The organism is Streptomyces sp. NPDC048603 (genome assembly GCF_043199475.1).
Taxonomy (GTDB): domain Bacteria; phylum Actinomycetota; class Actinomycetes; order Streptomycetales; family Streptomycetaceae; genus Streptomyces.
This window is the reverse complement of the sequence record NZ_JBICVY010000004.1, coordinates 421,097-433,976: the sequence shown is the minus strand read 5'-3', so window position 1 is coordinate 433,976 and position 12,880 is coordinate 421,097. Positions and strand designations below refer to the sequence as shown.

The following is a 12,880-nucleotide window of genomic DNA, read 5'->3' as shown; positions in this document are numbered from 1 at the left end:
TGTACCGGGCATACCCGGCCCCCATCTCTGCCACCACGGCTGTCGTCACGATCCGGAACCTAACAGCCTCCACTGACAGCGAAAGAGAGCGCAGGTCAGAACAGATGCGTAGAGAACGTGGCTGCTTCGCGGCCCCGCCCCGAGACCACATTCCTTCCCGCCCTGAAGGACGGGGTTTCCCGGGAGAAACCCGATGACTTTGCTCGGCACCCGCGTCGACCCCCGCGACCCCGACCACCTCGCCCACCGCGAGGTCGCCCTCGGGCGGCTCGCCGAACTCGACGCCGAGCACGCCAAGGCGCTCGCCGGAGGCGGTGAGAAGTACCGCGACCGCCACCGCGGGCGCGGCAAACTGCTCGCCCGCGAGCGCGTGGAACTGCTGCTCGACCCGGACACCCCCTTCCTGGAGCTGTCCCCGCTGGCCGCGTACGGCAGCGACTACCCCGTGGGTGCCTCCGTCGTCACCGGCATCGGCACCGTCGAGGGCGTGGAGTGCCTGGTCGTCGCCAACGACCCGACCGTCCGCGGCGGCGCCAGCAACCCCTGGACCCTGCGCAAGAGCCTGCGCGCCAAGGAGATCGCCCTCGCCAACCGGCTGCCGGTGATCAGCCTGGTCGAGTCCGGCGGCGCGGACCTGCCCGCGCAGAAGGAGATCTTCATTCCGGGCGGGGCGGTGTTCCGGGACCTCACCCGGCTGTCCGCCGCCGGGATCCCGACCGTCGCCGTCGTGTTCGGCAACTCCACCGCCGGCGGCGCCTACATCCCCGGCATGTCCGACCACACGGTGATGATCAAGGACCGTTCGAAGGTGTTCCTCGGGGGCCCGCCGCTGGTGAAGATGGCCACCGGCGAGGAGAGCGACGACGAGTCCCTCGGCGGAGCCGACATGCACGCCCGGACCTCCGGCCTCGCCGACTACCACGCCCTCGACGAGCCGGACGCGATCCGCCAGGCCCGCCGGATCGTCGCCCGCCTCAACCACCGCAAGGCGCACCCCGACCCCGGCCCGGCCCCCGAGCCGGTACACGATCCCGAGGAGCTCCTCGGCATCGTCCCCGCCGATCTGAAGACCCCCTTCGACCCGCGCGAGGTCATCGCCCGCATCGTCGACGGCTCGGACTTCGACGAGTTCAAACCGCTCTACGGGCCGAGCCTGGTCACCGGCTGGGCGGCCCTGCACGGCTACCCGGTCGGCATCCTCGCCAACGCCCAGGGCGTGCTGTTCAGCGCCGAGTCACAGAAGGCCGCCCAGTTCATCCAGCTCGCCAACCAGCGCGACATCCCCCTCCTCTTCCTCCACAACACCACCGGCTACATGGTCGGCAAGGAGTACGAGCAGGGCGGCATCATCAAGCACGGCTCGATGATGATCAACGCGGTGTCCAACTCCCGGGTACCCCATCTGTCCGTGCTCGTCGGCGCCTCGTACGGCGCCGGGCACTACGGCATGTGCGGCCGGGCCTACGACCCCCGGTTCCTGTTCGCCTGGCCCAGCGCCAAGTCCGCCGTGATGGGACCCCAGCAGCTCGCCGGGGTGCTGTCCATCGTGGCCCGGCAGTCCGCCGCCGCGAAGGGACAGCCCTACGACGAGGAGCAGGACGCCGGGATGCGCGCCTTCGTGGAGGCGCAGATCGAGTCGGAGTCGCTGCCCATGTTCCTGTCCGGGCGGCTGTACGACGACGGGATCATCGACCCGCGCGACACCCGCACCGTCCTCGGCCTGTGCCTGTCGGCCGTCCACAACGCCCCCGTCGAGGGCGCCCGCGGCGGCTTCGGCGTCTTCCGGATGTGAGCCCGCACATGACCTCCACTGCCACTGGCACCGACTCCGTGTACACCACCGCCACCGCCGTCACCCCCATCACCCCCATCACCTCCCTGCTCGTCGCCAACCGCGGCGAGATCGCCGTGCGCGTGTTCCGCACCGCCCGCGCCCTCGGCCTGGACACCGTCGCCGTCCACTCCGACCCCGACGCCGGGGCCCTGCACGTACGGGAGGCGGACGCGGCCGTCCGGCTGCCCGGTGCGGCCCCCGCCGACACGTATCTGCGCGGCGAGCTGGTCATCGGGGCCGCGCGCGCCGCCGGTGCCGACGCCGTCCACCCCGGTTACGGCTTCCTCTCCGAGAACGCCGCGTTCGCACGGGCCGTCACCGACGCCGGGCTGATCTGGGTCGGCCCGCCGCCGGAGGCCATCGAGGCCATGGCCTCCAAGACCCGCGCCAAGGAGCTGATGCGCGCCGCCGGGGTGCCGCTCCTGGAACCCGTCGACCCGGAGAAGGCGGGACCGGCCGATCTCCCGCTGCTCCTCAAGGCCGCCGCGGGCGGCGGTGGCCGTGGCATGCGCGTCGTACGCGACCTGGACCGGCTGCCCGCGGAGCTGGACGCGGCCGCCGCCGAGGCCCGGTCCGCCTTCGGCGACGGGGAGGTGTTCGCCGAGCCGTACGTGGAACGCGGCCGCCACGTCGAGGTGCAGATCCTCGCTGACGCGCACGGCACCGTCTGGGCGCTCGGCACCCGCGACTGCTCCCTGCAGCGCCGCCACCAGAAGGTCATCGAGGAGGCCCCGGCCCCGGCCCTGCCCGCCGCCCTCCGCGACACGCTGCACGAAGCCGCCGTCGCGGCCGCCCGCGCCGTCTCCTACCGGGGCGCCGGCACCGTCGAGTTCCTGGTCACCGCGGACGGCCGCCCGTACTTCCTGGAGATGAACACCCGCCTCCAGGTGGAACACCCGGTCACCGAGGCCGTGTTCGGCATCGACCTGGTCGAGCTGCAGCTGCGGGTGGCCGAGGGGCACGCCCTGCCCCCGCACCCGCCCGCCCCGTCCGGGCACGCCGTCGAGGCCCGGCTGTACGCGGAGGACCCCGCCCGGGACTGGCGGCCCCAGGCCGGCACCCTGCACACCCTCGCCGTGCCCGGCACCGTCCGCGTCGACAGCGGATTCGCCGACGGCGACCCGGTCGGCATCCACTACGACGCCATGCTCGCCAAGGTCATCGCGCACGCACCGACCCGCACGGAAGCCCTCCGTGCCCTCGCGCACGCGCTCTCCCGGGCCCGGATCCACGGCCTCACCACCAACCGCGAGCTCCTCGTCCGCAGCCTCCGGCACCCGGAGTTCGCCGCCGCCCGCCTCGACACCGGCTTCTACGACCGCCACCTCGCCGAGCTCACGGGCCCCCCGGAAGGAGCCGCCGGAGCCCCGGACACAGGCCTCTCCGCCGTGGCCGCCGCACTCGCCGGGACCGCTCCCGGCCCGGGTGCCTCACTGGCGGCCCGGCTCGGCGGCTGGCGCAACCTCCGCTCGCAGCCCCAGCTGCGCCGCTACCGGGCCGCGGACGGGACGACGCACGAGGTCCGCTACGAGCACACCCGGACCGGTCCGCCCGCCCTCGTCGACCGGCCCGGTGTTCGAGCGCCGGCGGTGAGCCCGGACGCCGTCACCCTCGAAGCCGACGGTGTCCAGCGGGTGTTCCACGTGAAACGCAATTCGAACAGCGGTGAGGTGTACGTCGATTCTGTTCTCGGCGCCCACACCCTCACCCCCCTGCCCCGCTTCGACGAACCCGGGGACCGCACCGACCCCGGCTCCCTGCTCGCCCCCATGCCCGGCACCGTCGTCCGCCTCGCCGAGGGTCTCGCCCCCGGCTCCGCCGTCACCGCCGGGCAGCCCCTGCTCTGGCTGGAGGCCATGAAGATGGAGCACCGCATCCTCTCGCCCGCCTCCGGCACGCTCACCGCGCTCCACGCCGTCCCCGGCCGGCAGGTCGAGGTCGGCGCCCTGCTCGCCGTCGTCCAGGAGGAACCGCAGTCATGAGCCCCGCCAGTCACACCACGGAGACCGAAGAGCACAAGGCCCTGCGCGCCGCCGTTGCCGCCCTCGGGCAGCGCTACGGGCGCGAGTACCTCGCCCGCGTCGCCCGCGAGGGCGGCCGCCCCGACGAGCTGTGGGCGGACGCCGCCAAGCTCGGCTACCTCGGGGTCAGCCTGCCCGAGGAGTACGGCGGCGGAGGCGGCGGCATCGCCGAGCTCTCCATCGTCCTGGAGGAACTGGGCGCGGCAGGCAGCCCGCTGCTGATGATGGTGGTGTCCCCGGCCATCTGCGGGACCGTCATCTCCCGCTTCGGCACCGAGGAGCAGAAGCGGACCTGGCTCCCCGGCCTCGCCGACGGCAGCCGCACCATGGCCTTCGGCATCACCGAACCCGACGCCGGCTCCAACTCGCACCGCATCACCACCACCGCGCGCCGGGACGGCGAGGACTGGATCCTCACCGGCCGCAAGGTGTTCATCTCCGGCGTGGACCTCGCCGATGCCACGCTGATCGTCGGCCGGACCGAGGACGCGCGCACCGGCCGGCTCAAGCCCTGCCTGTTCATCGTCCCGCGCGACGCCCCCGGCTTCACCCGGTCCGTCATCGACATGGAACTGCAGGCGGCCGAGAAGCAGTTCGAGCTGGTCCTGGACGACGTGCGGCTGCCCGCGGAGGCACTGGTCGGCGACGAGGACGCGGGCCTGCTCCAGCTCTTCGCCGGGCTCAACCCCGAACGCATCATGACCGCCGCCTTCGCGATCGGCATGGGCCGTTACGCGCTCGCCAAGGCCGTCGACTACGCGAAGACCCGCCAGGTCTGGAAGGAGCCCATCGGCGCCCACCAGGCGATCGCGCACCCCCTCGCACAGGCGCACATCGAGCTGGAACTCGCCCGGCTGATGATGCAGAAGGCCGCCCACCTCTACGACAGCGGCGACGACCTGGCCGCCGGAGAGGCCGCGAACATGGCCAAGTACGCTGCCGGGGAGGCCTGCGTACGGGCGGTGGACCAGGCGGTCCACACCCTCGGCGGCAACGGCCTCACCCGCGAGTACGGGCTGGCCGCGCTGATCCCCGCCTCCCGGGTGGCCCGGATCGCACCGGTCAGCCGCGAGATGATCCTCAACTTCGTCTCGCACCAGACCCTCGGGCTGCCCAAGTCCTACTGACCGGCGCTCCCGACCGGGCCGGCGCCCCGCGCCGGCACCGGGCGGCCCCGCCCCGCCCCCGACCGAGGAGGAACCCGCATGACCGGCCCCGTCCGCTCCGCGCACGAACGCGGCGTCACCACGCTCACGCTGGACTCACCGGCCAACCGCAACGCGCTCTCCGCGGAACTCGTCGGCGGGCTGGGCGCGGCGCTGGCGGCGGCCGGCGCCGACCCGGAGGTCCGGGCGGTCGTCCTCACCCACGCCGGCGGCACCTTCTGCTCCGGCGCCGACCTCAAGTCCCCCTGCGACCCCGCGGACTTCCTGTCCCTCCTCGACCGGATCGCGGGCCTGCCCAAGCCGGTCGTCGCCCGGGTCACCGGCCACGTCCGGGCCGGCGGCCTCGGCCTGCTCGGGGTCTGCGACATCGCGGCCGCCGGCCCCGGGGCCACGTACGCCTTCACCGAGACCCACCTCGGGGTCGTCCCCGCCGTGATCTCCGCGCCGCTGCTGCCGCGGCTCGACCCGCGCGCCGCGGCCCGCTACTTCCTGACCGCCGAGCCCTTCGGCTCCGCCGAGGCCGCCCGGATCGGCCTGCTCACCCTGCACGCCGAGGACGTGGACGAAGCCCTCGCCCCCGTCCTGGAGGGGCTCCGCAAGGCCGGCCCGCAGGCCCTGGCCGCGACCAAGCAGCTGCTCGCCGCCCCGGTCCGGGCCGCGCTCGCCGAGGACGGCGCACGCCTCACGGCCCTCTCCGCCCACCACTTCGGCTCCGCCGAGGCCCGCGAGGGGATCACCGCCCGCTTCGAGCGCCGGAGCCCGTCATGGGCGCTGTGACCGCCCCCAAGCAGGACCGCAGCCGGGCCACCCGGCGGCGGCTGCTGGAAGCCGCGGTGTCCTGCCTGGCCGAGCACGGCTGGGCCGGCTCGACCGTCGCCGTGGTCGCCGAACGCGCCGGGGTGTCCCGCGGCGCTGCCCAGCACCACTTCCCGACCCGCGAGGACCTGTTCACCGCCGCCGTCGAATACGTCGCCGAGGAGCGCTCCGCGGCGCTGCGCGGCCTGTTCGCGGAAGGTCCGGCCGCCCGCTCCACCGTCGTCGGGGCGCTGGTGGACCTCTACACGGGCACCCTGTTCCGCGCCGCGCTCCAGCTGTGGGTGGCCGCGTCCAACGAGGAGCAGCTGAGGCCCCGCGTCACCGAGCTCGAAGCCCGCGTCGGCCGTGAGACCCACCGCATCGCGGTCGACCTGCTGGGCGCCGACGAGTCCGTCCCGGGCGTGCGCGAGACCGTCCAGGGGCTCCTGGACATGGCGCGCGGCCTGGGCCTGGCCAATGTCCTGACGGACGACACCGTCCGCCGCAGCCGCGTGGTCGCCCAGTGGGCGCGCATCATCGACTCCGCCCTGGGCCCGGGACCGGCCTGATCCGGAGCGGCACCTGCCCGCCCGGAGCGGCCCCCGCAGGCCCGGAAGGGCTCCTCAGCGGATCAGGTGGGTGAACACCAGCCCGGCGCCCGTCACGGCCGCCAGCCCGAGCAGGTCCTTGCGCGCCCACGGCGGGCGGCCCGGCGCGTCCTTGGACAGGGTGATGCCGGCCCGCGGCCGGGAGCGGCGCCACAGGGCGTGGAGCACGATCCCGGCGAGCAGCAGGGCGAGGAGGTCCCAGAACAGGGCCCTCATGACGACGGCGACGGCCAGGTCCCGGATCCACCACAAGGCCGTCGCCGCCCGAAGGGCAGTTCTCACGCGCCGCCCACGATGTCCGCGTAGCCCTCGATGTCACGCGGGTCGCGGCGGCCCGGACCGATGTAGCGGGCCGACGGGCGGACCAGGCGGCCCGTCCGCTTCTGCTCCAGGATGTGCGCCGACCAGCCGGCCGTGCGGGCGCAGGTGAACATCGAGGTGAACATGTGCGCCGGGACCTCGGCGAAGTCCAGCATGATGGCGGCCCAGAACTCCACGTTCGTCGCCAGCACCCGGTCGGGGCGCCGCGCGTGCAGCTCCTCCAGCGCGGCCTTCTCCAGCGCCGCCGCCACCTCGTAGCGGGGGGCGTCCAGCTCCTTGGCGGTACGGCGCAGAACCCGGGCGCGCGGGTCCTCGGCCCGGTACACGCGGTGCCCGAAGCCCATCAGGCGCTCGCCCTTGTCCAGCGTCTTCTTCACGTACGCCACCGCGTCACCGGTGCGCTCGATCTCCTCGATCATGCCGAGGACGCGGGACGGCGCGCCGCCGTGCAGCGGGCCGGACATGGCGCCGACGGCGCCCGACAGGGCGGCCGCGACGTCGGCGCCGGTGGAGGCGATCACCCGGGCCGTGAACGTCGAGGCGTTCATGCCGTGCTCGGCCGCCGACGTCCAGTACGCGTCCACCGCCTTCACGTGGCGCGGGTCCGGCTCGCCCCGCCAGCGGATCATGAAGCGCTCGACCACCGAGTCGGCCTTGTCGATCTCGCGCTGCGGCACCATGGGCAGGCCCTGCCCGCGGGCGGACTGGGCGACGTACGACAGCGCCATGACCGCGGCGCGCGCCAGGTTGTCGCGGGCGGTCTGCTCGTCGATGTCGAGCAGCGGTTTCAGGCCCCACACCGGGGCGAGCATGGCCAGTGCGGACTGCACGTCCACGCGGATGTCACCGGAGTGGACCGGGATCGGGAACGGCTCGGCGGCGGGCAGGCCGGGGTTGAAGGCACCGTCGACCAGCAGGCCCCACACGTTCCCGAAGGACACGTGACCGACCAGGTCTTCGATGTCTACGCCGCGGTAGCGGAGCGAACCGCCTTCCTTGTCGGGTTCGGCGATCTCGGTCTCGAACGCGACGACCCCTTCGAGTCCGGGTACGAAGTCGGACATCAGGCGGCTCCTGTAGGTAGTGCGAACACGCGCGGCTCCCGGCGTGGTTCGCGGTCCGGCGCGGTCATCCCCGTTGATGCCCGGAACGGCCGTCGGTCACCCACTCGGGTACCAGCGGACCGGCCCCAAGATTTTGGCGGCTCGCGATGGCCTGTGGAAGCGTGACATACGGCACACCGCCGTGGCCACCGTCCGCCCGACCCGTGGACTTCCGTCGACGTCCGGGGACGTCCGGGGGTCCGGGCGATGTCCGGCGATGTCAGGCGAACCACGGCAGGGTCCCGAACCGCCGGACACGGGCTGGGGCAAGATGGCCGGGTGACCGACCAGGACCTTGATCCCGCCTCCATGCGCAAGCAGTACCGTTCGGAGATCGTCACCGAGGACAGCCTCGCCGCCGACCCGATGGACCAGTTCGCCCGCTGGTTCCAGGACGCCGCCGACGCGCACGTCTTTGAACCGAACGCGATGGTCGTCTCGACCGCGACCTCCGACGGCCGTCCCAGCTCGCGGACGGTGCTGCTGAAGCAGTTCGACGAGCGGGGCTTCGTCTTCTTCACCAACTACGGCTCCCGCAAGGCGCGGGAGATCGCCGAGAACCGGTACGTCGCGCTGCTGTTCCCCTGGCATCCGATCGCCCGCCAGGTCGTGGTGACCGGCACCGCCGCCCGGGTCGGCCGGGACGAGACGGCGGCGTACTTCCGGTCCCGCCCGCACGGTTCGCAACTGGGCGCCTGGGCCAGCGAGCAGTCCCGGGTGGTCGCCTCCCGCGCCGAGCTGGACCGCCGGTACGCGGAGCTGGCCGCCCGCTATCCGGAGGGCGAGCAGGTGCCGGTGCCGACGGAGTGGGGCGGCTTCCGGGTGGTCCCGGAGGAGCTGGAGTTCTGGCAGGGGCACGAGAACCGCCTCCACGACCGGCTGCGTTACGTCCGCGCGGGCGACGGCGAAGGCACCGGCGAGGGCGGGGGCGGGGGCTGGAAGGTCGAGCGGCTCTGCCCCTGACCGCGGCCGCCGTGCGGCTCCCGGGAGCGCGGAAGCGCCCGGGAACGCAGACGACCCGCGGGCTCTGAATCCTCTTCTGCAGTAAGAGGAGCCGGTCGGACGTACCGGCGAGCCCGCGGGTCGGGTGACTGCTTGGGTTTGGGCCGGCGATCGAAGCCGGCACCGCACTGGGTGCGTGCGACGACGGGCGCTAGCCCGCAGTCACCTCACGCGTCCGGATTTCATACATTTCCGGGATCACCTCCTTTCAGTGTGCGGCCACTGTAGGCACGCTCCCGCGGACGGTTCAACGGAATTAACGGTGCCACTCCGCAGCGTTTCCGGATGGCCACGGATCGCCACGAATCGTTTCTGCACAGTGCCTGTGCACCGCGGAATGCCGCTCCTACAGTGAACGGAAACCGGGGTGGGGGTGGGGACATGACCACGCAGTCATTGCCGCGCGAGTACCGCATCACGTCCGGACGGCTGCTCCGGGCGCAGGGGATCCTGGGCGGCGGGGCGGTGGCCGTCCTGCTGGTCGTCTGGAACGGGGACGCCTTCACCCCCTGGGTGAACCTCCTGGTCACCGTCCTGGTCCTGGCCTTCTTCGGCCGGCTGACGTACGGGGCCCGGAGGGCCGGCACCACCGTGGATGTCCGGGGCGTCCGGATCCGGACCCTCTTCAGGGAGCGGCGGCTGGCCTGGGCGGAGATAGGGGACATCCGGGCCGAGGCCAATCCGAGCTCCGCTCCGGCGCCCCACGCGCCGCGCGTCCTGACGTACGCCTACCGCGCCGACGGGCGGCGCAGGGTGGAGCTCGCCTTCGTGGACGACGTCCACGTCGACGTCGCCCGGGAGGTCGCCGTGCTCCGCGAGGCCTGGACCGAGCTGCGCGGGGACGGCGGAACCGGCTGATCCGAGCCTTCACCGGATTTCCATGCGACGGAATCCGGGGAATGCGGTGTGGGCTGCGTCACGTTCCAGTTGAATGATCTGACGTGCCGCACACGCGAACACCTGCAGGGGGTGCCAGGTGAGTGCTTCCGGACGTGGTGAGACCACCGACGATCTTCTAGCCGCCTTGCTCGACGGCATGGACGCGGCGCTGTGCGCCTTCGACGCCGACGGGGTGATCACCCACTGGAACCGCGAGGCCGAACGGATCCTGGGCTGGACCGCCGCCGAGGCGGTCGGCCGGCGCGGCTTCGCGGGCTGGGCGGTCCGGGAGGCCGACGCCCCCGACGTCGAGACCAGACTGATGTCCGCGCAGGACGCGCCGGGCCGCCAGGTGCACGAGTTCGCCCTGCTGACCAAGGACGGCGGGCGCGTCCTGGTGCGGACCCAGTCGGCCGGGGTGCCCGGCGCGGACGGGAAACCGGCCGGCGTGTACTGCGCCTTCAGCGAGGTGCACGCGCAGATCGACCTGGAACGGTCGATCGCGCTCAGCGAGGCGCTGATGGACGACGCCTCCTGGGGGGTGGTGCTGGTGGACGTGGACCTGCGCCCCGCCGTGGTGAACGCGCATGCCGCGCGGGCCTTCGGGACCGGGCGGACCGCGCTGCTGGGCAGGCCGCTGGGCGAGCTGCTCAGCCAGGGCGTGGAGGAGCTGGAGGGAGCGCTGCAGCACGTGCTGGCGGAGGGCGCGCCGCCCGCACCGGTCGAGCTGTGGGTCTCCGTGCGCACGCCGGAGGGGGACCGGCGGCGCTGCTGGCGCTGCGGGTTCCTGCGGCTGGCATCCCCGCTCGCGGAGGAGCCGGTGCCGCTCGGCGTGGGCTGGCTGTTCCAGGACATCACCGAGGCCCGGCAGGTGGAGCTGGACGCGGCGCAGCTGCGGTTCCGGTCCAACCAGATGTACCGGGCCGGCCGGGCCGCCGCGGAGTGCGAGGACCCGGCGGAGGCGGCCGCGGTGCGGCTGGAGTTCGCGCTGGCCGGGTTCGCCGACCACGTGCTGGTGGACCTGGCGGTGGGGGAGCGGCTGGTACGGGCGGCCGAGGCGCCGTCCGGGGCGCCGCTGCCGCTGCTGCCGGGGCCGGGGGCGATCCCGGTCCGGTACGAGGACGGGCACCCGGCCCTGCGGGCGCTGGACCGGATCGGCCCGGTGCGGGTCAGCGCACCGCGCACCGAGGGCACGGCGCCGGCCTGGGCGGCGGCCCGCCACTGGCCGGAGGGCGTGGCGCACGCCCTGTGCACGGTGCTGCGCAGCCGGGGGCGCAGCCTCGGCGTGCTCACCTTCCTGCGCGGCCCCTCCCGTCCCGCCTTCGAACGCGCGGACAGCCTCTACGCCGAGGAGATCGCCTCCCGCGTCGCCTCCGACCTCGCGGCAACCACCACGACGGCCCCGTAGCGCCGGGGTCAGTGGCGGAAGAAGATGCGGTCGCGGTACTCCGCCATGACGCGGCCGTTCCACTCGTGGCCGCCGTCGACGTTGCCCGAGCGCAGCATCGGCGGCTCCAGGCCGCGGGCGGCCAGCTCGCCGGCCGCCGCCGCCATCACCGCCTGCATGATCGCGCTCGTGACCACCGTGGACGCCGGCGCAAAGGGCGCGTCGATGCCGTCCGCGGTCAGTTCGGCGTCCCCCACGGCGATCTTGCTGTCCAGCACGATGTCGCAGTGGTCCTTGAGGAAGGCCCCCGAGGCGTGCCGCGACCTGGTCTCCGTCGCGTAGGCGACCGAGGTCACGCCGATCACCGTGAGCCCGAGGGCGCGGGCGTTCAGGGCCATCTCCACCGGCAGCGCGTTCCGTCCGGACAGCGAGATGATCACCAGGACGTCGCCGGCGGCGGCCGGGCTGCTGTCCAGCACCGCCCCCGCCAGGCCGTCCACCCGCTCCAGCGCGCTGCCCAGCGTCGCGGGCATGACGTCCACACCGGCCGTGCCCGGTACGGCCAGGAAGTTCATCAGCGCCAGGCCGCCGGCCCGGTACACCACGTCCTGCGCGGGCAGCGACGAGTGCCCGGCACCGAAGGCGAACAGTCGGTTTCCGGCCGCGACGGCGTCCGCGATCGCGGCGCCCGCGGCGGCGATGCCCGGGGACTCCTCGTCCCGGACGCGCTGGAGCAGCCCGATGGCGGCGTCGAAGAACTGACCGGCCAGCTTGCTCTCGCTCATGCGCCCAGGGCCCTTCCGTCGATGGGTGGCGTGCGTGTCCGCCGCTCACCGTGCGGTCTGGACCAAGGGCGTGTCAATACGGACGTCAATCCCGAAACCCGGGGCGCCCGGCGAACTCGGGGCGCACACTTGAGTGAATGCCCGGCGTCTTGCAGTTTGGCGGCACGGGACGGTTGTCGGTGCTCTCCGGCACAATTGGGGGCAGGGCCAGCGCACGCTATCCGAGGGGCACGAATGTCCGGACTGATCGACACCACGGAGATGTATCTCCGCACCATTCTTGAGCTGGAAGAGGAAGGTGTTGTGCCCATGCGCGCCCGCATCGCCGAGCGGCTCGACCAGAGCGGCCCGACGGTCAGCCAGACGGTGGCGCGGATGGAGCGCGACGGCCTGGTGGCCGTCGCCAGCGACCGGCATCTGGAGCTGACGGACGAGGGCCGCCGCCTGGCGACGCGCGTGATGCGCAAGCACCGGCTCGCCGAGTGCCTGCTGGTCGACGTGATCGGCCTGGAGTGGGAGCAGGTGCACGCCGAGGCCTGCCGCTGGGAGCACGTGATGAGCGAGGCGGTGGAGCGGCGCGTGCTGGAGCTGCTGCGCCACCCGACGGAGTCGCCGTACGGCAACCCGATCCCGGGGCTGGAGGAGCTCGGGGAGAAGGCCGAGGCGGACCCGTTCCTCGACGAGGGCATGGTGAGCCTGGCGGAGCTGGACCCGGGCAGCGAGGGCAAGACCGTGGTGGTGCGCCGGATCGGCGAGCCCATCCAGACGGACGCGCAGCTGATGTACACGCTGCGGCGGGCCGGCGTGCAGCCCGGCTCGGTGGTGAGCGTGACGGAGTCGCCCGGCGGTGTGCTGGTCGGCAGCGGTGGAGAGGCCGCCGAGCTGGAGTCGGAGATCGCCTCGCACGTGTTCGTCGCCAAGCGCTGAGCCCCCGGGCTCCGCGCCGCTGAACGGACGCTCTCGGACGGGAGTGGCCCCG

General features: G+C 73.4%; 12 protein-coding genes. 9 read left to right on the top strand and 3 right to left on the bottom strand.

Going from position 1 to position 12,880, the window contains the following annotated elements:
• Window positions 1-193 precede the first annotated feature (193 nt).
• From ACGFQ9_RS11815 to ACGFQ9_RS11795, 5 genes are all read left to right on the top strand, one after another.
• Window positions 194-1,792, top strand: a complete 1,599-nt coding sequence (locus ACGFQ9_RS11815) for an acyl-CoA carboxylase subunit beta (RefSeq protein WP_393573575.1) — start codon at window positions 194-196, stop codon at window positions 1,790-1,792.
• Between the two features lie 8 nt (window positions 1,793-1,800).
• Complete coding sequence (locus tag ACGFQ9_RS11810) at window positions 1,801-3,816, top strand: biotin carboxylase N-terminal domain-containing protein (protein WP_393573574.1); 2,016 nt, start codon at window positions 1,801-1,803, stop codon at window positions 3,814-3,816.
• Window positions 3,813-4,982: an acyl-CoA dehydrogenase family protein gene (locus ACGFQ9_RS11805; RefSeq protein ID WP_393573573.1), complete on the top strand. Its 1,170-nt coding sequence runs from the start codon at window positions 3,813-3,815 to the stop codon at window positions 4,980-4,982. Before ACGFQ9_RS11810 ends, ACGFQ9_RS11805 begins: the two co-directional genes overlap by 4 nt.
• A gap of 78 nt (window positions 4,983-5,060) precedes the next feature.
• Window positions 5,061-5,798 carry an enoyl-CoA hydratase family protein gene (locus ACGFQ9_RS11800; protein ID WP_393573572.1) on the top strand — a complete coding sequence of 246 codons (738 nt, stop codon included), beginning with the start codon at window positions 5,061-5,063 and terminating at the stop codon, window positions 5,796-5,798.
• On the top strand, window positions 5,786-6,385 hold the full coding sequence (locus ACGFQ9_RS11795; protein ID WP_393573571.1) for a TetR/AcrR family transcriptional regulator: 600 nt from the start codon (window positions 5,786-5,788) through the stop codon (window positions 6,383-6,385). The genes ACGFQ9_RS11800 and ACGFQ9_RS11795 overlap by 13 nt, the downstream gene beginning before the upstream one ends.
• A gap of 54 nt (window positions 6,386-6,439) precedes the next feature.
• Here the strand turns inward: ACGFQ9_RS11795 and ACGFQ9_RS11790 are convergent, their stop codons facing one another.
• A complete protein-coding gene (locus tag ACGFQ9_RS11790; RefSeq protein WP_393573570.1) occupies window positions 6,440-6,706 on the bottom strand; it encodes a hypothetical protein in 267 nt (88 codons plus the stop codon).
• Entirely contained in the window at window positions 6,703-7,809 is a 1,107-nt protein-coding gene (locus ACGFQ9_RS11785) for a citrate synthase 2 (RefSeq protein ID WP_393573569.1), read from the bottom strand. The genes ACGFQ9_RS11790 and ACGFQ9_RS11785 overlap by 4 nt, the downstream gene beginning before the upstream one ends.
• A gap of 348 nt (window positions 7,810-8,157) precedes the next feature.
• Between ACGFQ9_RS11785 and pdxH the strand changes: the two genes are divergently transcribed.
• The 3 genes from pdxH to ACGFQ9_RS11770 all read left to right on the top strand — a co-directional run bounded on the left by pdxH (window position 8,158) and on the right by ACGFQ9_RS11770 (window position 11,137).
• On the top strand, window positions 8,158-8,811 hold the full coding sequence (gene pdxH / locus ACGFQ9_RS11780; RefSeq protein WP_393573771.1) for a pyridoxamine 5'-phosphate oxidase: 654 nt from the start codon (window positions 8,158-8,160) through the stop codon (window positions 8,809-8,811).
• Between the two features lie 420 nt (window positions 8,812-9,231).
• The gene (locus ACGFQ9_RS11775; protein WP_393573568.1) at window positions 9,232-9,708 is read left to right on the top strand and encodes a hypothetical protein; all 477 of its coding nucleotides are present in this window, start codon (window positions 9,232-9,234) and stop codon (window positions 9,706-9,708) included.
• A gap of 118 nt (window positions 9,709-9,826) precedes the next feature.
• On the top strand, window positions 9,827-11,137 hold the full coding sequence (locus ACGFQ9_RS11770) for a PAS domain-containing protein (RefSeq protein ID WP_393573567.1): 1,311 nt from the start codon (window positions 9,827-9,829) through the stop codon (window positions 11,135-11,137).
• 8 nt (window positions 11,138-11,145) lie between these two features.
• Here ACGFQ9_RS11770 and ACGFQ9_RS11765 read toward each other — a convergent pair whose 3' ends face one another.
• Window positions 11,146-11,901 carry an SIS domain-containing protein gene (locus ACGFQ9_RS11765; protein ID WP_393573566.1) on the bottom strand — a complete coding sequence of 252 codons (756 nt, stop codon included), beginning with the start codon at window positions 11,899-11,901 and terminating at the stop codon, window positions 11,146-11,148.
• A 234-nt stretch (window positions 11,902-12,135) separates the two neighbouring features.
• On the opposite strand from ACGFQ9_RS11765, the gene ACGFQ9_RS11760 reads away from it, so the two are divergent.
• Window positions 12,136-12,828 carry a metal-dependent transcriptional regulator gene (locus ACGFQ9_RS11760; RefSeq protein WP_393573565.1) on the top strand — a complete coding sequence of 231 codons (693 nt, stop codon included), beginning with the start codon at window positions 12,136-12,138 and terminating at the stop codon, window positions 12,826-12,828.
• Window positions 12,829-12,880 lie beyond the last annotated feature (52 nt).

Bases quoted from the DNA above. Each gene is read 5' to 3' on its own strand.
- ACGFQ9_RS11815 (WP_393573575.1), top strand. From the start codon at position 194: ATGACTTTGCTCGGCACCCGCGTCGACCCCCGCGACCCCGACCACCTC.
- pdxH (WP_393573771.1), top strand. From the start codon at position 8,158: ATGCGCAAGCAGTACCGTTCGGAGATCGTCACCGAGGACAGCCTCGCC.
- ACGFQ9_RS11805 (WP_393573573.1), top strand. From the start codon at position 3,813: ATGAGCCCCGCCAGTCACACCACGGAGACCGAAGAGCACAAGGCCCTG.
- ACGFQ9_RS11760 (WP_393573565.1), top strand. From the start codon at position 12,136: ATGTCCGGACTGATCGACACCACGGAGATGTATCTCCGCACCATTCTT.
- ACGFQ9_RS11810 (WP_393573574.1), top strand. From the start codon at position 1,801: ATGACCTCCACTGCCACTGGCACCGACTCCGTGTACACCACCGCCACC.
- ACGFQ9_RS11765 (WP_393573566.1), bottom strand. From the start codon at position 11,901: ATGAGCGAGAGCAAGCTGGCCGGTCAGTTCTTCGACGCCGCCATCGGG.
- ACGFQ9_RS11775 (WP_393573568.1), top strand. From the start codon at position 9,232: ATGACCACGCAGTCATTGCCGCGCGAGTACCGCATCACGTCCGGACGG.
- ACGFQ9_RS11785 (WP_393573569.1), bottom strand. From the start codon at position 7,809: ATGTCCGACTTCGTACCCGGACTCGAAGGGGTCGTCGCGTTCGAGACC.
- ACGFQ9_RS11800 (WP_393573572.1), top strand. From the start codon at position 5,061: ATGACCGGCCCCGTCCGCTCCGCGCACGAACGCGGCGTCACCACGCTC.
- ACGFQ9_RS11795 (WP_393573571.1), top strand. From the start codon at position 5,786: ATGGGCGCTGTGACCGCCCCCAAGCAGGACCGCAGCCGGGCCACCCGG.